Origin of the sequence: Bacteroides congonensis (assembly GCF_900130125.1) — a bacterium.
Classification (GTDB): Bacteria; Bacteroidota; Bacteroidia; order Bacteroidales; family Bacteroidaceae; genus Bacteroides; species Bacteroides congonensis.
The window spans coordinates 869,644-890,315 of record NZ_FQXY01000010.1; the positions used below are offsets into that span (position 1 = coordinate 869,644).

The 20,672-nt window shown below is 45.4% G+C and carries 9 protein-coding genes and 3 pseudogenes; 3 read left to right on the forward strand and 9 right to left on the reverse strand.

Annotation, left to right across the window (positions count from 1 at the left end; all coding sequences use genetic code 11):
• Positions 1-16: 16 nt before the first annotated feature.
• A pseudogene (locus BQ7997_RS14760) lies at positions 17-3,335 on the reverse strand (SusC/RagA family TonB-linked outer membrane protein).
• A gap of 837 nt (positions 3,336-4,172) precedes the next feature.
• Positions 4,173-5,906 carry an ATP-binding protein gene (locus BQ7997_RS14765; RefSeq protein WP_073347040.1) on the reverse strand — a complete coding sequence of 578 codons (1,734 nt, stop codon included), beginning with the start codon at positions 5,904-5,906 and terminating at the stop codon, positions 4,173-4,175.
• A 338-nt stretch (positions 5,907-6,244) separates the two neighbouring features.
• Between BQ7997_RS14765 and BQ7997_RS25200 the strand changes: the two are divergent.
• Both BQ7997_RS25200 and BQ7997_RS25205 read left to right on the forward strand, forming a co-directional pair.
• Positions 6,245-6,889 (forward strand): annotated as a pseudogene (locus BQ7997_RS25200) (glycoside hydrolase N-terminal domain-containing protein); the annotation flags it as partial.
• Positions 6,861-7,313 (forward strand): annotated as a pseudogene (locus BQ7997_RS25205) (helix-turn-helix domain-containing protein); the annotation flags it as partial. The pseudogenes BQ7997_RS25200 and BQ7997_RS25205, both read left to right, overlap by 29 nt.
• A 154-nt stretch (positions 7,314-7,467) precedes the next feature.
• Here the strand turns inward: BQ7997_RS25205 and BQ7997_RS14775 are convergent.
• The 3 genes from BQ7997_RS14775 to BQ7997_RS14785 are packed head-to-tail and all read right to left on the reverse strand — an operon-like array spanning position 7,468 to position 13,145.
• Positions 7,468-8,832 carry a TolC family protein gene (locus tag BQ7997_RS14775; RefSeq protein WP_073347444.1) on the reverse strand — a complete coding sequence of 455 codons (1,365 nt, stop codon included), beginning with the start codon at positions 8,830-8,832 and terminating at the stop codon, positions 7,468-7,470.
• Between the two features lie 12 nt (positions 8,833-8,844).
• Positions 8,845-12,024 (reverse strand): efflux RND transporter permease subunit, encoded by a 3,180-nt coding sequence (locus tag BQ7997_RS14780; protein ID WP_073347041.1) that lies wholly within the window; start codon positions 12,022-12,024, stop codon positions 8,845-8,847.
• Between the two features lie 14 nt (positions 12,025-12,038).
• Positions 12,039-13,145 carry an efflux RND transporter periplasmic adaptor subunit gene (locus BQ7997_RS14785; RefSeq protein ID WP_004313771.1) on the reverse strand — a complete coding sequence of 369 codons (1,107 nt, stop codon included), beginning with the start codon at positions 13,143-13,145 and terminating at the stop codon, positions 12,039-12,041.
• Positions 13,146-13,368: 223 nt separating this feature from the next.
• On the opposite strand from BQ7997_RS14785, the gene BQ7997_RS14790 reads away from it, so the two are divergent.
• Positions 13,369-14,280: a helix-turn-helix domain-containing protein gene (locus BQ7997_RS14790; RefSeq protein WP_004322625.1), complete on the forward strand. Its 912-nt coding sequence runs from the start codon at positions 13,369-13,371 to the stop codon at positions 14,278-14,280.
• 697 nt (positions 14,281-14,977) lie between these two features.
• Here BQ7997_RS14790 and BQ7997_RS14795 read toward each other — a convergent pair.
• From BQ7997_RS14795 to BQ7997_RS14810, 4 genes are read right to left on the reverse strand one after another with little or no spacing between them, the layout of a single operon-like run.
• Positions 14,978-17,017 carry a fimbrillin family protein gene (locus BQ7997_RS14795; protein ID WP_073347445.1) on the reverse strand — a complete coding sequence of 680 codons (2,040 nt, stop codon included), beginning with the start codon at positions 17,015-17,017 and terminating at the stop codon, positions 14,978-14,980.
• 29 nt (positions 17,018-17,046) lie between these two features.
• A complete protein-coding gene (locus BQ7997_RS14800) occupies positions 17,047-17,520 on the reverse strand; it encodes a hypothetical protein (protein ID WP_073347042.1) in 474 nt (157 codons plus the stop codon).
• Between the two features lie 15 nt (positions 17,521-17,535).
• Positions 17,536-18,714 (reverse strand): glycoside hydrolase family 88 protein, encoded by a 1,179-nt coding sequence (locus tag BQ7997_RS14805; protein WP_073347446.1) that lies wholly within the window; start codon positions 18,712-18,714, stop codon positions 17,536-17,538.
• Positions 18,715-18,729: 15 nt separating this feature from the next.
• The gene (locus BQ7997_RS14810) at positions 18,730-20,661 is read right to left on the reverse strand and encodes a heparinase II/III domain-containing protein (protein WP_073347043.1); all 1,932 of its coding nucleotides are present in this window, start codon (positions 20,659-20,661) and stop codon (positions 18,730-18,732) included.
• Between the last annotated feature and the right edge of the window lie 11 nt (positions 20,662-20,672).

Here is a 20,672-nt window from a genome sequence, read left to right on the forward strand (position 1 = left end):
AATAGTTCCTCTTTAATTAAAATGTGACATCAATTCCAAATACAAAGTTCCGGTTCATCGGATAAACCCTACCATTACCATTTGCAGTCAAAGGCGAAGTAAGTACAGGAGCTGCATCACTACTACCTCCTACTATCCAGTTCACCTGATTAATTGTTTCAGGATCAAATTGATTCGGCAATTTCGTAATTGTAAACAAGTTATCGCAAGTGAAATACACTCTCAATCCGCTTAAACCGATAAATTTCACCACTTGGGGTTTAAAGTCATAAGAAACTGTCAGGTTCTTATGACGCATATAAGCCGCATTCAACAAATAGCGTGTAGTATTATAACCCGAGTTAACTTGATTGTCCACCTTATTACTTGTCAGGCGTGGTAAGTAGCCGCTAGGATGATCAGGGCTAAAATGATCCAAATGTTCTTTAAAGTAGCAGTTATCACTAAAAAGATATTGGGAGCCTGCAACTGCAAAATCTCTTTTACCTACTCCCTGGAAAAGAGCGGAAACTCCAAATCCTTTGTAACCAACACTCAAGTTTATACCAAAAGAATATTTAGGAGCAACATTACCAATTTTCTTCAAGTCGCCATGATCTGCCAATGTACCCGATCCCGGATCAACTTTGCCATCACCATTTGAATCAATGAATTTCACATCGCCACGTTGCCACGCATTATCAGGTTTGAAATAACTTAAATCTACCGTTTTAAGATATTCATCCACTTCTCGATTACTCATAAATAGGTCGTCGGCCTGATAACCCCAGATTTCACCTAAATCCATTCCTTCATAAAAACCTCTATTCTGTGGCAAACCGGTATGATTATTTGTAATGATCCCTTCCGGATTATTATATTTCGTAACCACCGCTTTATAGTTGGATATATTAAATCCTATACCATAGCTAAGGCCACATTTAAATTCATCTTGCCAGTTGACAGTTAATTCCCAACCACGATTACGCAACGTGGCATTATTTATCTTCGCACTTTTATCTTTATTAATACCTCCAATTGCCGGTATAGTTTCAGCAGGGCCTATCATATCCTTTGTGGTACGCTGATAAATATCTGCCGTAACATTAAGACGATCGTCCAACATTGACAAATCGATACCAAGATTAGCATTTTCCGATTTCTCCCAGGTGATGTAAGGACTAGTCATTTTGGGAGTGCCTGCAATTATTCCTTTGGCAGGAGTAACACTGACTCCTGGTAGCAACCATGCATCGGCCGGACTGGCCACCAAATCCATATATCCAAGATAGTCATACAGCCCAGCGCCATTCTGATTTCCTAAACGTCCGTAAGAAACACGTACTTTCAATTGAGAAATTGGAAGATTCCATGATTTAAAATAGTCTTCATTAGCTATATTATAACCGGCTGAAAAAGAAGGAAAGAATCCCCAACGGTTGTCTGGTGCAAAACGGGAAGAACCGTCATAACGTCCACTAAATTCAAGAAAATATTTTTCCAGATAGTTCCAGTTCAATTTAGCATACATACCCATCGTAGCCCAGTGTGTACGATCGTCCCCGCATATAATACACCATTGGCACTGGCAAATGAATAAATATTGTCAGATAAAATACCATCTTTATAAGTATAGCCGCTCGAATTTTCTTGTAATTCCATCTGGAAACCCGCCAAAGCCTTAAAGGTATGCCCGCGCCATTCATAAGTATAATTGGATGATATGTTAGGAGAAAGATAATAATTGAATGCATTTCCGCGAGTATATGATCCCCATTTAGAATTTTGATAATTCATTCCCGGATACATATAACCCTGTGTCACTCCCTTGCTATTACCAAGGTTCCATCAGGTTTTTCCGTAGTAGGGAATCCACGTTTAAAGTTGTTATCTTCGACATCAAAACGAACTTTCATTTCTCCTAATATTTCCCATCTCTCTATCGGAGTGATAGTAGCAGAAAAAGTCATGGCATCAGAGATACGATTCTGTACATAATGTGACTCTTTAAGATTTTTGAACTCCGTAGCATCATTATATTTGGAGTCAATCGGATAATGAGTCGGAGCATTCGGAATCGATTTTCCAACGTTTGCGTACAAAATAAGCTGATTGGGCATCGGACGTTTAATAATGTTTAATGTAATATTATTATTAAAATTAAACTTCATCAACTTATTAGGTTTAACCTGTAGTTTAGTATTCACATAATATTTACTTTGGTTGTCGTCAACTTGGTCGAGGAAACCTTCATCATAAGTGTATCCTAATCCCACATAATAGTTAATCTTATCTGTTCCTCCAGATACGCTTAGATTGTGCGTATGACGGATAGCAGTCTTTTTAAAATAGAAATCAAACCAGTCTGTATTTGCATATACCGCATCCCGGGATGCAGCCCAATCTGTACCATTCGGATTTGGTTCAACGCCCGGAAACTCTGCCGAATAAGGATTCTTCATAAATCCTTCCATCTTTTTAATAAGAGCATCAGAAATTGTTATCTTGTTCTCTCCATTGAGCGACCACTCGTTTAAGTAATTAGCATACTCAATAGAGTTCATCATTGTCGGCATATTAATAGGTGAGCTAAAACCGACCGTTCCACGATAAGTGACTTGTGCCTTTTCTGACCGACCACTTTTGGTGGTTACAACTACTACACCGTATGCAGCACGAGCCCCGTATACGGCTGCTGCAGAAGCATCTTTCAAGACAGTGATAGTTTCAATGTCATTAGGGTTTACATTTTGAAGACTTTGTTCCACTCCATCCACCAATATATAAGGTGAACCTCCATTTATGGAACCTGTACCACGAATATTGAATTTAATTTCAGCACCTAACTCACCACCAACACCACCAGACATGGTATCTGTATCAAAGTTCAATCCTGCAACATTACCTTGTAGAGCACTTGTCAGATCAGTTACAGGGCGGTTGACAATTGCATCAGATTTTACAGTTGAAACAGCAGCCGTAATGGTGCTACGTTTCTGTTTGTCCATACCCATTACGACAACTTCATCAAGAAGTTTAGAATCTTCCTTAAGTACGAAACGGTTACCTTCGAGCTTTGTAACCTTTACTTCGAGTGGAGAATAACCCACATAAGAGATAGCTAAGGTATTACCGACTTTACCTTTGACAGAAAAGTTACCGTCAATATCGGTCAACGTACCTTCTTTCGCCCCTTTTACCATGACCGTAGCTCCAATAATGGTTTCCCCCTTATCATCCACCACTTGTCCTTTAATCATTTGTTGCTGTGCAAACGCTCCCGAAGGAAATAACAGGAGCATCATCATAAGAACAACAAAGCAGCTTTGTTTCTTCATAAGCTTCTTTTTTTTCATAATACTACATTTAATAATAAAGATTCATATTTCTATTAGCTAACAAAATAAATCTCGCAGACATCGGATTTAAGAATGAAGAACCGGGATAGCTTTCCCGTCTAACATTCTTGTCGCAAAGGTAGGATAGCTTTTAAAAAGAGGTATTTTAAAAATAGCCATTAAATATTCACTTTTCACCAAATCAAACCGTTTCATCGGGGGAATGATTGTTTTTCAAAAAATTAGTTTAAATCGGTACCATACTCTATAATATTACATTTCAGATGCAATAGGGTAATTATGGGAATATATATTGACGCATATATATCTATGGGATAATCCATAAAATAGAAAAAGACGGACGATTTGTTTATTCTATACTCCGAGCCTTATCTATCGATTTGTTCGACACCGAGAAACGATGTGTTTCTCGGTGTCGAACACTTTGTTTCTCGGTGTGCAACAGGTCGTTGGTTTTAAAGGGAAAAAGAGGAAAGATAACTATTTATATATCAATATATTACAGAATCATACTCTTCGTTTGGAATGTTTAAGAAATTTGTTTACCCATTTTAATAGGTTGAGTCATCTTTAATACTTATTTTATTACAATAATAATTACACATAACTGTTTTATCTTTTGTTCTTATGTTCTTCTGTCTAAAATGTTTCAGTCCACAGGTAAGCAACCATAAGCCCACATGGTGAGTATATATGCCTACCAAGCTAAATATATAGATTTAGCGCATAAATTAGTTTATCATACAAAGTCTGGCAATCAGACAACTCTTTGTTGAAATAAGGGAATTACAGATATATTTTGCCTAAAATAAGAAATGACAGTATAAATTGAGCTTATTTCTGCATGACTTCCTCCACCCGTTCCAGTTCCCATCCGCGAAACTGCATCACAATACAATGCAACTCGGTGCCGTGCACCATCTGACGCACCTTAGCACCAACGGCATAACCTTTTATTTGCTCTACAGCTTCTTGCCATTGGACTTCGGCTTTCGCTTCGGAATCCTTGGCGGAGAGGTATTTCAGTTCGATGATATAGCTGTGCTTCACGTCATAGCGCATCAGGTCGGGCATAAGAAACAGGTCACAATAACCGTGGTTCAATTCTACTTCCGGAGCTATCAGGTAATAGGCATTTGTACTCAAGTAGGCAGTAAAGAAGCCTTGCAAGTTGCGCTCGCCTTCGATGGAGCTTCGCACGGAAGAGTTTTCCTTGTAGGCATGAGCAATAAACTCCATCGTTTCACGCCAATGACCTTCGTAAGCCATTTCATAATACATCAAGCCAAGGTCATTCAGATTGATATGCCGGTTATCCTGATATTCTTCCAACAGAAATTCGTAATACTGCTTACGCACGTTATTATTGGGAATACTCAACACCAAATAGTTGCCCCGAGTAGCAGTGATGGTAAGCATACCGTAATAAAAGAGCAGACTGGGAAAAATTTCCGGCTTGGTGATATCAATAGCGGGAAAGGTAGTCGTCAATGTGGTGATAATCTGCCCCTCTTCGGTGATTTTGCGCAACACGCCTTTGCGGTTACCGTCCAATTTGTCCAAACGGATGAGTTTCTTCATCTTGTTGTAGTCAGTACGGGTGTTGGGGTCTATCATCTCTTTGGGTGATTTGCCCAAATCCATATAGTTACGCAAATAATAGAGCACCATGTCACAATTGAACATCTTCGGGTCACGTTCCAGACTTTCTTCGGCAAAACAATAATTGTCATACCACGGACGCATTTCCTCTATCATCGCACTTATATCCACATTGCCCGGCAACTGTCCGGCATCCTTATAGTATTGGAGCATCTCACGCACATCCGTTTCACTGAATCCCAGCATCATATTAAACTGGTGCTTGGTACTGATATTCCAACCGATATTAAATCCGCTAGTCAAGTCGTCCAACGTCACGGGGCTGACACCGGTCATAAAGATGCGCTCAAACATACCTTTGAACTTCTTGAAGATTTCACGGTAAAAGCCGCTGGCATGGGTCAGCGCATGATAGACTTCCTTGCCCTGCTCATTCAACACCACATTGGTGAAGTTATCATATTCATCAATGATAAGATAAAGATGCGCTCCGGTTTCAGCCGCATGAAGATTCAGATAATTCAGTTTACTTACAAAATCGGGCTGTGCTTTCATCTCCTGAGCAAATCCCGGAAAATAATAAGATTCGTAGGACATACCGAACAAATCCATGACCATACAGCAATAACGGTCGAAGTTCTCGGCCAACGTACCACTACCGCCGCTGGCACGGGAAAAGTCAAGAAAGAGTATCTGGAAAGTCCCTTGCAGCCGTGTAGGGCGACTGCCTATCCATAGATTGCCGAAGCGTTTATCGAACTTTTCTCTTTGAGCGATGTCATAATAAGCCCGGAGCATACTCAGAAAGATGCTCTTGCCGAAGCGGCGGGGACGGATAAAGAACAAATTACTGGGTTGCTCTTCCAACAAAGGCAGATACATCGTTTTATCCACGTAATATTGGTTCTGCTCCATCACTTCCACAAAGTTGGAAACTCCATAAGGGATTCTTTTTACTTCTTCCATGATTTGTTCCTTTCTTTAATCCTTATATCTATGAGGATAATACAAAAGTAGCATATTTCAGCAGAAAGAACAAAGAAAGGGAAAGAAAGTTGAAAGATTGCCGCATTGAAGTGACAGACATAAATCCTTTTATTTTTTCATGCTATTAGCCGGATGAGATTTATAGTAGAAACTGTTCGTCATACAGTTTCTCATTAGAAACATCTTACTACCTACACAAAGAAGCACTTTTGGTGATTTTTAAAAGCTTATTGGTTATAATCGAAAGCGGGCCGTTCGCTGAAATCCTAAAAAAACAATACCTTTGCACATCACATTCCTTATAAATAATACATCTTATGAAGAAACTCTGCTTCCTTATTTTTTGCACACTCTTTTCACTCACTGCATCATCAATAGAAACGGTGGATTATACACAAGGACTTTCCATATGGTTCGACACTCCCAACAATCTCGACGGACAAGCTGTCTGGCTACGTGCCAACGGCACAGGGGCGAATCCGGACAAAGCATGGGAAAGCCGTTCGCTGCCTATCGGGAATGGCAGCCTGGGAGCGAATATCATGGGCTCCATATCTGCGGAACGAATCACACTGAATGAAAAGACGCTTTGGAAAGGGGGGCCGAATACTGCCAAAGGCGCCGAATATTATTGGAATGTAAACAAACAGTCGGCAGGCGTATTGAAAGAAATCCGACAGGCTTTTCTGGACGGAGATTCCCAAAAGGCGGGGTATCTCACACAAGAAAACTTCAACGGGCTGGGAGCTTATGAAGAAAAAGACGAGACTCCGTTCCGTTTCGGCGCTTTTACCACGATGGGAGAGCTTTATGTGGAAACCGGACTAAGCGAAATCAACATGAGCAATTACCGCCGCATCCTGTCGTTGGATTCGGCGATGGCTGTGGTGCAATTTGACAAAGACGGGATACGGTATCAACGGAAATACTTCAATGCTAATGGAACTTATCCGCAACCGGTTGAAAAACCGGGAATATACCAAGAAAAGGTATTTGAATGCAGGATTAATCCCCACTCCGGAAGAAAGCACCATCAGCCTGACAGACGAAACATTCCTGATTAAACTGAATAATATCATCCAGGAAAATATAGAAAATTCCAACCTGGGCATCCAGTTTATCTGCCAGGAAGTAGGATTGGGCCGTTCTTCGCTTTATAACAAACTGAAAGCACTTACAAGCATGGGAGCGAACGAATATATCAGTAAGCTCCGTATAGAAAAAGCTATTACATTGATATCCGGCACGGATATGCCCTTCTCTGAAATTGCAGAGAAAACCGGATTTACCACTCCGAGTTATTTCAGTACGACATTCAAGCAATATACGGGAGAGACGCCCAGTCAATATAAAGAAAGGAAAAAGAAAGGTCTGACTGATCAATAATAATACCATCATTATTCTTTCTTTATGCTGGCTGAAGTTTCCGGCTGTAAGCCAATGCACCGTATATTGACCGATTAACAAACGGGCTGCCACAGAATCACTTCTCCAGCAGCCCTTCTTTCATTAAATTAGAAAACAGAGAGTATGATACAGTTTATTCCTGACCTCCCCCTAAAGCACGGTATAGGTTAATTAAACTTTGTATTTCAGTAAAATGATTGGCCGTCTGCGAGAGTTGCGCACTAAGCAATGACTGCCGGGAGGTAAGCACTTCCAGATAGGTCGTATTACCATGCTCCATCAACAGAGAAGTGCTTCGCAGAGCCGTTTGCAAGGAAGTGATCTGTTTATCCAGCAAGATTCTTTTTCCCTGACTGGTTTGATAGGCAATCAAAGCATCATTCACCTCACTACCGGCATTGAGCAACGTTTGCTGAAAACCGAGCGCTGCTTCTTCCTGTTGCGCACGGGCAATGCGATATTGTGCCACAACCTGTCCTCTGTTAAAGAGCGGCTGTGTAAGCGAACCTACCGCCGACGCGAGAAACTTGCCCGGATTGATAATCATCGCCCCGGCGGAGTTTGTCCATCCGGCACTCCCGCCTAAAGTGATGGAAGGATAGAAAGCCGAACGTGCCGCATTGGTGTCATAGAACGCCGCTTCCAGCGTCCGCTCTGCCGAGCGGACATCCGGACGGGAAGAAAGCATCCGGACAGGAATCCCTATCGAGAAGTCGGCAGGAAACTGTTGCTTTGCCAGCATGCCACGTTCATAGTTGCGTGGCGTCTCCGCCAATAATAAGGCAAGACTGTTCTCCACCTGATTGATCTGCTGCTGCAAATCGAGGACCGAACCCTGCACCTGATAATAGGCCGCCTCCATCTGCGACACAGCCGATTCGTTTGCCAGTCCCGCATTCATTAATGCACGGGTGGACGCAACGGTTTCTTTCCATGCCTCTTCCGTCTGACGGGAGATGTCGAGTTGTTCGTCCAGCATCAACAAGGTATAATAGGTATTGGCGATACCTGCTATCAACTGTGTACGGACTGCCTGACGGTAATCCTCGCTTTGAGCATAAAGCGCTTTCGCCTGTTTCTTGGAGTTGCGCATACACCCGAAAACGTCCAACTCCCAACTGGCAGTAACGGGCAACGAATAAGCCTGCGTAGCCTTGTGCGTATCAAAACTGCTCACTGTTCCCTGCGGAGCAAGAGCAAAAGCGGGCAGAAAAGCAAGTTTGGCGGACATCAGTACGGCCTGTGCTTCTTCCACACGGAGCTGGGCGGACTGATAGTCGGTATTGGTCTGCAATCCCACTTCGATGAGGGATTGCAGATAAGGATCGGTGAAGAGTTCCCGCCAGTCCATATTACCCAGACCGGCAGTGTCTTCGGTCAGCACTTCCCCGCCGTACAGATCGTCGGGAACGACAGTGGCGGGGTCATATTTGGTATAGATGCCACAACCGCTCAACGACAGACTGATGGCAACTAATGTGATGATATTCTTCTTCATTCTTTCTTTCATTTATTTACGTTCGCGTTCAACTTCACTCTTTTCTTTCTCTAAAAGCACCTGCACATCTGGTTCCTCTTCCATCGGTTTACGGATTTTCTCCTGCAAAAACTCAAAGATGATGTAGAAAACCGGAACGACAAAGAGCAATGCCAGTGTCCCGACAGCCATACCGCCCACAACACCCGTACCCAGCGAACTATTGCCATTGGCACCCGCACCGGAAGAGAACATCAGCGGAAGCATACCGAAGATCATCGTCAACACCGTCATCAGGATAGGACGCAAGCGGACTTGTGCGGCAGAGTAGGCAGACTCCACAATACCCATTCCCTTGCGACGACGTTCTATGGCGTACTCCGTAATCAGAATGGCTGTCTTAGCCAGCAAACCGATCAACATAATCACACCTGTCTGCAAATAGATATTATTCTCCAACCCGAGTATTTTGGCGAAAAGGAACGACCCCATCAGCCCGAACGGCACGGAGAAGATAACGGCAAACGGTATGAGGAAACTCTCGTAAAGACAGGCCAGAATCAGATAGATAAGGAAGATACAGATGGCGTAAATGAAAACCGTCTGCGCACCACCACTACTTGCTTCTTCGCGTGCCATACCACCATATTCATATCCGTAGCCTGCCGGCAAAGATTGCGCAGCCACTTCTTCAATCACTTTCTGCACCTCGCCGGAGGAGTAACCGTCGGCAGGATTCACATTGGCGGTGATGGTGCTGTAAAGATTGAAACGGTTGGCCGTTTCCGGTCCCAACACTTGCTTCAGCGTCACGAACTGGCTCACCGGAGCCATCTGCGTACCATTGCGTACAAACATATTATTCAGCGCCTGCTCGTCGAGACGATATTCAGGCGAAGCCTGCATCATCACACGATATACTTTACCATACTGGTTATAGTTGGAGATATACGCGCCACCGCAATAACTGCCCACCGCATCGAGCACCGCACTCGGCGAGATTCCTGCACGCTTACATTTGGCAGCGTCCACTTCCACCGATATCTGCGGGAAGTTGATAGCATACGATGTATAAGCCATCGCTACCTCCGGACGCTCGTTCAGAGCACCGAGGAACTGTATAGCCGCTTCATAGAACGTAGCCAATTCTCCACCCGTCATGTCCTGAAGGTTCAGTTCGAGGGAGTTACCCATACCGTAACCCGGAATCATGGCAGGCTGGAAACTGAATACCTGCGCTTCCTTTATCGCCTGGAATTGTCCGTTGAGGCGGGACACCACAGCATCCGAGCTATGCTCCTTGCCCTTTCGCTCGCTCCAGTCTTTCAGGCGGATAATCATCGTACCGTACGAAGTTCCCTGACCGGATATCAGTCCGTATCCTGCTACGCGGGCGTAGTGTTCTATTTCGGGTGTATCTTTCAGGATATTTTCCAGGCGGTCCATCACTTTCGTGGTTTCTTCGAGCGTGCTTCCCGGTGAAATGCTGACATTCACCATAATGACACCTTGGTCTTCCTGCGGCACAAGTCCTGTTTTAGTGGTACTCATCAGGTAAACCAGCAAGGCAACGGCAACAGCCAGTGAAGTCCACACCATCCAGCGATGGCGGATGAAGAACATCACACCTCTCTTATATTTACCCAATACGGCATTGAACGAAGCATTGTAAGCTGCACGTACCCGTCCGTTGATGCTCTTGGCGCTCTTCGTTCCGTCCGACGGACGCATCATGATGGCGCACAAAGCGGGACAGAGCGTCAAAGCCGAAATCATCGAAATACCTACGGCAGTTGCCATCGTGATACCGAATTGTGTATAGAACACGCCCGAAGTACCTCCCATGAAGGTTACAGGAATAAACACAGCCATAAATACACAGGTACAGGAGACAATAGCCATCGTCACGTCGCCCATTGCATCTTTCGTGGCAAGGTAAGGAGACTTATACCCGGCATCGAACTTGGATTGCACGGCTTCCACCACCACAATGGCATCATCCACCACCGTACCGATAGCAAGTACCAAAGCAAACAATGTCAGGATATTCAAGCTGAATCCCGCAGCCACCAGACAGGCAAACGTACCCACCAACGACACAATGATAGAGATGGAGGGAATCAGCGTACTCTTCAGATCCTGCAAGAAGAAATAGACCACGAGGATGACCAGAATGATGGCGATAATCAGTGTCTCCACCACGTTGTGTATGGAAGCGAAAAGGAAGTCATTGGAACTCATCATCGTGACGAACTCCGTTCCTGCCGGCAGATTCTTCTCCATCCGCTCTATCTGCGCAGTGATTTCTTTGTTGACAGCGGTAGCATTGGAACCGGCTGTCTGGAATATCATATAAAGAACGGCCGGCTGACTGTCCATTTCACTGCGGAAACTATACGTCATCGTACCCAACTCCACCTCTGCCACATCTTGCAGGCGAAGTATGGAACCGTCTTCCCGCGAACGGACAACCGTGTTCCGGAATTCTTCCACGCTTTTGAGGCGTCCGCGATATTTCATTGTAAACTGGAAAACATTCTTCGAACTCTCGCCCAGTGAACCGGTGGGAGCTTCGATGTTCTGCTCACCCAATATGGCGGTAATGTCCGACGGAACCAGTCCGTATTGCGCCATCCGTTCCGGTTTCAGCCAGATACGCATACTGTACGTATCGCCCAGCTCCATCACGTCTCCCACTCCCTCGATACGTTTAATCTGGGGAATGACATTGATGTCCAGATAATTGGCGAGGAACGTCTGATCGTATCGACCGTCCGTGCAGACCAAAGCACCAATCTGCAAGAAGCTGGTCTGCCGCTTCATCGTGCTGACGCCGACTTTCGTTACTTCAGCCGGAAGCAATCCCTGCGCTTTCGCCACACGGTTTTGCACGTTGACTGCCGCCATATCGGGGTCTGTGCCCTGCTTGAAATAAACCTGTATAATAGCCAAACCTGCATTGGAAGCACTGGAACTGATATACATCATGTCTTCCACACCGTTAATACTCTCTTCCAGTGGCATGATGACACTGTTCATCACTGCCTCGGCATCGGCACCCGTATAACTGGCAGTTACATATACCGTTGGAGGCGCAATGTCAGGATATTGCTCCACCGGCAGCGTGAAGAGCGAAATAAGCCCTATGGCCAGAATCAGGACAGAGATGGAGATAGCCATCACCGGCCGTTTTATAAACACATTTCCTTTCATAATCAATCTCCTTCTTATTTAACTTGCGTGCCTTCGCGCACCAGTCCGGCGCCTTCCGATACGATTTCATCACCTGCTTTCAGTCCGTCCAGCACCACATATTCGCGCCCGTCATTGTTTTCGGCCACTGTTATCAGGGTAGAGACAGCCTTCCCGTCCACTACCTTATATACAATCGTCTTATCCTGCATCTTCACGGTGGCCGTCTGCGGGATGGCGATACAGTCTTTATAAATGCTCGGCACTACCACCGTGCCCGAGGCTCCGCTATGAAGCAACCGCGATTCGTTGGGAAACACCACGCGCGCCACCACAGTACCCGTTTGCCGGTCGATGACGCCGCTGATGGATTCGATGACACCTTTCTTATCATAAACCGAATTATCATTGAGGCGCAATTCCACTTCCGGCATGTTCTTCAAGGCTTCGTCCATGTCGCCATACTGGCGGGTGAGGGCAAGCAACTGATTCTCGGTCATGGAGAAATAGACGTACATATCCGAATTGTCGCTGACCGTAGTAAGCGGATAGGGCATATTGGCACTTACCAATGCGCCTGCACGATAAGGCAACGCACCTACGACTCCGTCACTGGGACTTTTCACTTCGGTATAAGAGAGATTGTTGCGGGCACTGATCTCCTGGGCTTCGGCCTGCGACAGTTGAGCTTTGGCGGTGAGATAAGAATTCTCGGCCGTTTTCAGGCTGAATTCCGAAACTACTTTCTGCGCATACAGTTCTTTGTTGCTCTTGTAGGTCAGTTCGGCAGTACCCAGCGCGGCACGTGCTGCTTCCACATTGGCAGTGGCGGTTTTCAGTGCGGCCTTGTAAGGCACTTGGTCGATAATGAAAAGCGATTGCCCGCGGCGTACTTTTTGCCCTTCGGTCACACAGAGTTTCTCAATCGTTCCCGACACCTGCGGATAAATATCAATATCCTGCCGCCCACGTATGCTCGCCGAATAGGAAGAAGAAAATTCCTTATCCACCGCTTCTATCTGCATTACTGCATAAGAAGAAGATTTCACTCCCGCATCCGATGCCTGCTTGCAAGATGCCATCCACACTGTACAACCGACAATCCCTATCAGCCGTATCCATTTTTTGCTTACTGTAATCATACTTTCTCTTTTGGTCTTTTGTTAAATCCTGGACAAAAGTAGGAGAAAAGAACAAGGCAACAGTGACCAATTTCCCTCCATAAATGTCCCATTCTCGCCATTTACGTTTATTATAGCTAACTATTTGGCAATAAACGACATATCAAACAAATCTGAAGAAGTATGGGACATTCTGTTTTCCCGATTATTCACCAACTTTGCAAAAAGTAAAAAAGGAAAGAACATGGAAAAAGAGAACATTATTACGGTGGATATAGAGGATTTTAAGGACAGTCAGCACGTCCTTGATTATATAGATGATGACTTTGCGATAGTCAACAGTCTGGAGGGGACTCCTTATAGTAATGATACAATCAAACTGAATTGTTTTCTCATCGCGGTTTGCATAGAAGGGTGCATCCAGCTGGACGTCAACTACCGGACCTACAAGTTGCAAGCGGGCGAGCTGCTGCTCGGTCTGCCCAATACGATTATCAGCCATACGATGCTTAGTCCTAAATATAAAGTCAGGCTTGCCGGATTCTCTACCCGTTTCCTGCAACGTATTATTAAAATGGAAAAGGAAACGTGGAATACTGCCATTCATATCCACAACAATCCGGTGAAGTCGGTTGGCAACGGGGAGGATAAAACTTTCTTCGGATTCTACCGGGATTTAATTATAGCCAAGATAAACGATGAGCCTCATTGCTACCACAAAGAAGTGATGCAATATCTCTTTTCCGCTATCTTTTGCGAAATGCTGGGACAGCTTCACAAGGAAATGGAAGCTGCCGGCAATACGGAAGGTTCGAAAGAAGGCATCAAACAGGTGAATTACATTTTGCGGAAGTTCATGGAACTGTTATCGAAGGACAAGGGTATGCACCGTTCGGTGAGCTATTTTGCCAACGAGCTTTGCTACACTCCGAAGCATTTCTCGAAAGTCATCAAGCAGGCGTGTGGCAGGACTCCGTTGGATTTGATTAATGAAACTGCCGTGGAGCATATCAAATACCGATTAAAACGTTCGGAAAAGTCTATCAAGGAAATTGCCGAAGAGTTCAACTTCCCCAATCAGTCCTTTTTCGGGAAATACGTAAAAGCGCATTTGGGAACATCACCGGCCAATTATCGGAACAGGAAAGAAGAATGACAAAAAGAACATCAAAGCGGGGGATTACCATTTCCACGTTCCAAACGGAACAGAGTGTTAATCCCTATCGCTGAAAAAAGTGCCAACATGAAGAATTGTATATTTTATCTGTCCTGCTCTTCATCATTCGAGCCGTTTCCTTGCACTTCATGAAAAACTCCCGCCATTTAGAGTTACAGATTTCGCAAATAACACAAAACAGGTGCTATTAATAAACAAGTTGCAATAATAGTAGCCAATCAAAAGCATAAATGGTTATCATCTCACAAGAGATGCATCAGATTGCTATTTATAAATAAGCAATGGAAAAAGACAAAGTAGCTCAATACATCCTCTTCAAAAACCAAGTTTAGCTTCCTTTAAAAGAAACGAAGGGTTTGATTATAGCAAACGGACGGTTTGTTTAAACCAAACAGAGGGTTTGATTACGGCAAACGGACCGTTTAATTACACCATATCGTGCATATTTCAAGGAAATAAATACAAAATAGAGAGATATAATGTATATTCTTGCAATTGTTCATGCAGTTTATTTTCTGTTTGGCTCTTTTCTTTCTTTCCTTTTTTCGTGAATATCTTAAAAACAGAACAGATTCCCCGTTATATGAAAGTTCCTTGTATCCGGAGACAGGCAGAAACTTTCATATAGCGGGGAATTCTATTTCATATTCTCAATGAAGAGAATCAACGAAAAGAATCAACGATTCTCGGCATCCTTCATACAACGCACGGAGAACGCATGGGAACGACCGGAGGAATGTGTCCAAGTCTTATCGGAAACTTTATAATACAGAGAAGTAGCTCCCTGATCCTTGTCATTTCCATAACTGCTTGCCGATGAGTTAGACCAATAACAAGCGGCACCCTTACTGGCATCCAATCCTGTATTGTTGCCATTATTACCGCCGTTGGAACCCCACTTACAACCTGCCAACGGCCAATAAGCATAGTTCGTACCGTCATAGCAATATTTAAATACCGCAGTTGCGCTCTGTTTCACAAATTCACCTTTCTGTTCTATCTCATCCAATACGCGAGGAGATACAACCCGGTAACCTTTCGGACAAGGATCATAAATAGATTTATGACCGTCAGAAGGATTGAGATAAGTGCTCGATTCGTTCGGGTTACCCCAGAAGTCATCTTTACGATCGGTACGTGCACCGGTCCATGCGCCCAGATACCAGTCGGATTTTGTATTCTCCACATTATTGGTATAAAGCAATGCGCGGGGATTTTCTATAGAGAATCGGACGTTGGTGGCTTCGGTAGGTATATTAGTACCCACGGTTCCCGACCAGCCGACCGGCGTAGGACGTCCCCATTGGAAGTAAACACCGTTTTGCTTCCAGTTGTCTCCTTCACACGTCATATAAGTACCCAGATTACGATCCAACACTACATATCCCGTATTACCATAAGGATGTTCTGCCGGAGTAGGGGTCATCCAGATAATAAAACTCCAGATGACGGTAGTCTGATCCGCTCCATAGATAGCCACCTGACCGCAACCGCCGTCATAGCCTCCGCTTACTTTATAGGCATTGATCGTAATATTGTAATCACTGCCAATAGGGGAGATGTCCGTAGTAGAGCCATTTACGGCAATCATCTTATGATTAACGTTCAAATCGCAACCCAGAATAGTCTTGGCATACTTGGGTTCTTCCACTTCCATAAAGTTACCACGTGCTTTCACGCTCATCGTATTGCTCACGCCACTGGTAGAAATATTCGTCAACAGACAGTTAGACTCGCCATAAGCCCATCCTCCTGCCAATAAACGTGTCTCTACCGGCTCATACCATTCGCAGGAGTTATCCGAAAGTTTCAGGTTATTGACAGCAATCGTATTGACAGCATTGGCTTTCAGTTGCTTTCCTTCTTTGAGAATAGGAATGGTAACAGTCTGCTGGTCATTCTCCAGAGTGATGACAATGTACACTTCTTTGCCACTTAAATCGGCAGGATATGTAGTCAGGTATATATCCTGTGCGGAAGCGAGCAGTTCGGGAGTAGTCAGTGAAACAGTGGCATACGGTTTCACATCCGTACCGTAGGTCAGTTCGTCCGTATCCAAATCTGCTGTGAATACACCGGAAAGAGGAGTTTTTGTCTCCTTGTCATATAAAGAAACACTCTTGAGCTTGTACGTAGAAAGCTCCTGGGACGAGATGCTGAACTTCACATAAGCCATCGCATGGTTCAACGTAAATTTAGCAAGCATATCCGGACTGCTGACCGTAGCCTTGGCAAACGCAAAACCATACTTTCCAATATGATGGCTATCGCCGGGACGGCTTTGTTCCTGCTCAACAGACAGGGTAGAAGTTATCTTGTTGCCATTTTCGGCCAGTTCCGTACTTGCCCGGTAAGGATAGTAAATAAGAAGTTCCGTAGCTCCTTCTTCCGCCATCTTCACGTCGTCCGAAGTAAAGACGCCGGAGTTCTGCCCGATCGACTCATCACTCAATAAAGACTGCACATTATTGATGCCGGTCCCTGCCGTACGGGAGAAAACACCCAAGGCATCCCCTTCGCTCCAAAGCACCGGATAAACATCCCCTGTTTTGTCACCGATAGAAACACGTGTCTGCGGAGACGAGAGTCCAACCAACGTCAGACATGAACCTGCCGTCGCCGGTTCTTTGCCGTTATCGGACGAAATAAGTTCGTCCTGCGTGCAACTTGTCATCATGAGAATCATTGCACCTATTGCAAATAATCTATTTTTCATACCATTCATTCTTTTGAGTTACACCATTTTTACCATTTATTCTCTTCCAGATCACCGGCAGAACCGCCGTCACTCCATGCTCCTTCCGTTCCTGAAGCTTTCCAGGTCTGGAAAGCGGAACACACGGCACGCCCTTCGGCATTATAGGCGATGATCGCACTGATGTAATTCACTCCCGGACGTAATCCTTCGGTGATTTTACGCGTATAGGGCAGAGATACGGGTTCTCCGTTCTCTTCTACAAATTTCACCAGCTTCACTTCAATGTTATAATCAAAGCCGATGTCCGCCACCGGATAGAATTCAATGACTTTCGCACCGAACGTAGTACCTGTTTGCTGCTCGGAAGTAATCAGAGCCGTATTGTCCGCAATCTCCGAAACTATCAGGTTCATGGTGGGAATGACACGCGGAGCCGAATCATCCTTGTCCGAACAGGAGGCAGTTATCAGCAGTAGAACGAAGATAAATGCCATATTTATATGTAAGTTCTTCATAATCATATTGTATTAGTTTTATTATTGTAGATTCTTATACCGCAGCAATGCTTCTAAAAAGTAATAATCGGCATACGTCAGGGGGACATCCACTTCGCTTTTATCAGGAAGTGCACCCACGCTGTGCTTCAGGATGAAACATTCGTTCGTACCCGGTTCTGCCAGATACTCTTTCGAGGCAAGCGTACGGAGTTGCTTTTCTGCCATGGCAAGATAAGATTCCTTGGCTTCCGTGCCGGGGATATAACGGCTTAGTTCGATAAAGGCGGAGGCCATGATAGCCGCAGCGGAAGCATCCCGATAGGTCTGCTCTTCTACCGGAGCGTCGAAATCCCAGTAAGGAATACCGTCGGCAGGTAGACGGTGGAGCAGCATATCGGCGATATGCCCGGCTTGCAACAGATAATTCTGATACCCCGTCAAGCGGAACATCATCGTATAGCTATACAAGGCCCATGCCTGTCCGCGGCTCCAGGAGGAATCGTCCGAGAAGCCCTGCACTGTTTGCTTGCCGCGCACCGCACCCGTTTCAGGGTCATAATCCACCAGATGATACGTGGAATAATCATCCCGGAAGTGATGCTGGATAGTGGTATTGGCATGCGTACAGGCAATGTTCTGCAAAGAGTCGTCGGCGTAGGCTTTCGACATGGACAACAGCAGTTCAAGGTTCATCATATTGTCAATAATCACCGGAAACTTCCAGTCGCAGCCTTTGCGTACAAAGTCCCAGCTACGGATCACACCGGTAGCAGGATTGAAGCGGGTTGACAAGGATTTGGCACCCTGATAGAGCACTTGTTTATAAGCCTCATTACCTGTCAGCCGGAAAGCATTGCCATAACTGCAATTCAACTGGAAACCGACATCGTGGTCCCTGGTCACGTATTGTATAGAGTCGAGTTTCAGCGTGTTCTTCTCGGCCAGTGTTTTCACTGCGTCCTTCCGGGTATATTCGTAGATATACCAAAGGGAACCGGGATAGAAGCCGCTGCACCACCAATAGATATTCGAGGGAACAAACTCACCGTCGGCAGAGAGCGTGCGGGGAAGTGTCTTTTCTGTCAAGCGGGTGTCCATAGTCGTGTATTGTTGCTCCGCAACGGTAAATACACGGTCAATCAACGCCTCCATCGGCTCCTGCTTCGTGCAGGAGGCCAATGTCAAAAGTCCGAGTATAGATATTAATAGGATTCTCATACGTTCCATTCTTTTTTATTTAGGGGACAGGGTTGTGGTAAATGTAGCGGTCTGATTGGCGGTGACCGTTGCTTCAAAGCCGACCATATAGGTGCCCGGATTAGCCTGGTCATAAGAGTTCTCGCTGGTAGTACTCCATTGCTTGTAGGTAGGCTTCACGCTTCCGCTGGCTGTGAGATACATCACTTTGCTTCCGTTCGTTAGTACGATGCGGTTACTTTCCACCGTCGGAACGGCAGGCGTTACCATACACCAGCGCACTTTGGCGGATTTATCTGTTCTCGCCTTGATCTCATCCATGACTACTAAATCTTTATCGTTCACGATTTTCACGGTACGGGTAGCGGACGCCGCCTGATCGGACACTACTTCAGTCAGATCGAAAGTGGCCCCCAATTCCGTAGCGGTATTGATAGTAGTAGTCAGCGTAGCCGCCCCATTTACCCGGTGACGGGCGTCATTAATTGAAATCGTGCTATGATTCAAGTTATTCAAGCGGAATACATCCCAACGCATCGAGTTCTGTCCCATATCCCAAAGATTACCACCCAAAGCTGCCAATTTCGACTCGAGCGTTGTATAACTTTGCAGACCGAAATCCATCGACCAGCGCACTCCATACGCGTCGTATACAAACGAACCGGCATCCATGTGTCCGTGGCTCGAACCTGCCTTGCCACCTTTGATTCCGAGGTATTTGTCCGTATCAGTGTATGTCCAGTCAGTATGTACCATCACCACAGGCGTTTCCCCTTTTCCACTCCATAGTTTATTGGAAGGAGCGGAGATTGCGTCCAGATTCAGATTATTGGCAAACGCCATAATCATCGGCAACAGGCGGTTTTCGGCACAGGAAGCGTATTCGCCGTTCTTCAGCATTTTCAGCTCATTATATAATAAGGATGGATTACTGTATTTATCGGCAAACCACCACGAAGCCAATGCCGCGGTAGAGGAGGGAGCACAGTCAGAATAATTAAAGAACTTGCTGTTCAAGCCTGTCATATACAGCATATATTCTGCCGTCTTGGAGAATCCCGGTGTATCGGAAAGCCCGTTATCCGTACCGAGCGTACTGTTGAGGGCGGCAAGCATCAATACCTGATAGAGCGTGCCGTAACACCAGTAACCGCTGCCCTCCGGATAGTTGCCGTCGGGAGAGTACATCACTTCCAATGCAGGTTTATTGGATTCCAACGCCTTCTCAATCATGTCCTTTGCTTCGGAAGGATTGTTTTCATAAGAAGCGAGTGCCGCACAGACCAGTCCGCCATTACAAACCTGGTTCCAGTTGTTGGTGGCTTCGTAGAAGTTGAGGTTCCAGTTCTTATCCTGCGCCTGTTGGAAGGCAAACTTCAACAGTGCGTTGGCCGCTTTTATACGGGTGGCTGCGCTTATTTCGTTGTAGAGCCAATCGTAGCCGAACGCAACAGCCGTAGCCATTTCGCCCACATCGAGAAAGTGGCGTTTCGAGTTCCAGTCGGGAAAGTTGCAGACAGCGTTCATATCCGTTTCCGCTTTAGTCAGGTATTTGGCATCGCCGGTCATCCGGTAGGCATAAGCGCAGGTGAAAATACGCAGTAACGCATCGCGAGACACATCGAGGATACGTTTGTTGCTGGCATCCAATTTATAAGTCAGTGCCGTGGCGTTCATCCCTTTGCTGTTGCACACTCCCATAATGGTATTATGGAGCAAGGTCAGATTGGCACTCGAATTGGCATCCACTTTGGCTTTCAACGCAGTGAAGGCCTCGGCGTTCATCAACAGGCGGGGATGATTGTCCGCGGTCAGTTTGGAATAATCCAGTCCGCCCTCCGGCTCCGTGGGATTCGGTTTCTCATGGGTAGATCCCGGACGGAATCTGTTCTCATCTTCATCGGAACAACTAACGGCTGTTCCTACAAAGAAAGCTATGAGGATTGTTTTAAAAAGAATCGTTTTCATGGTTCAATGAA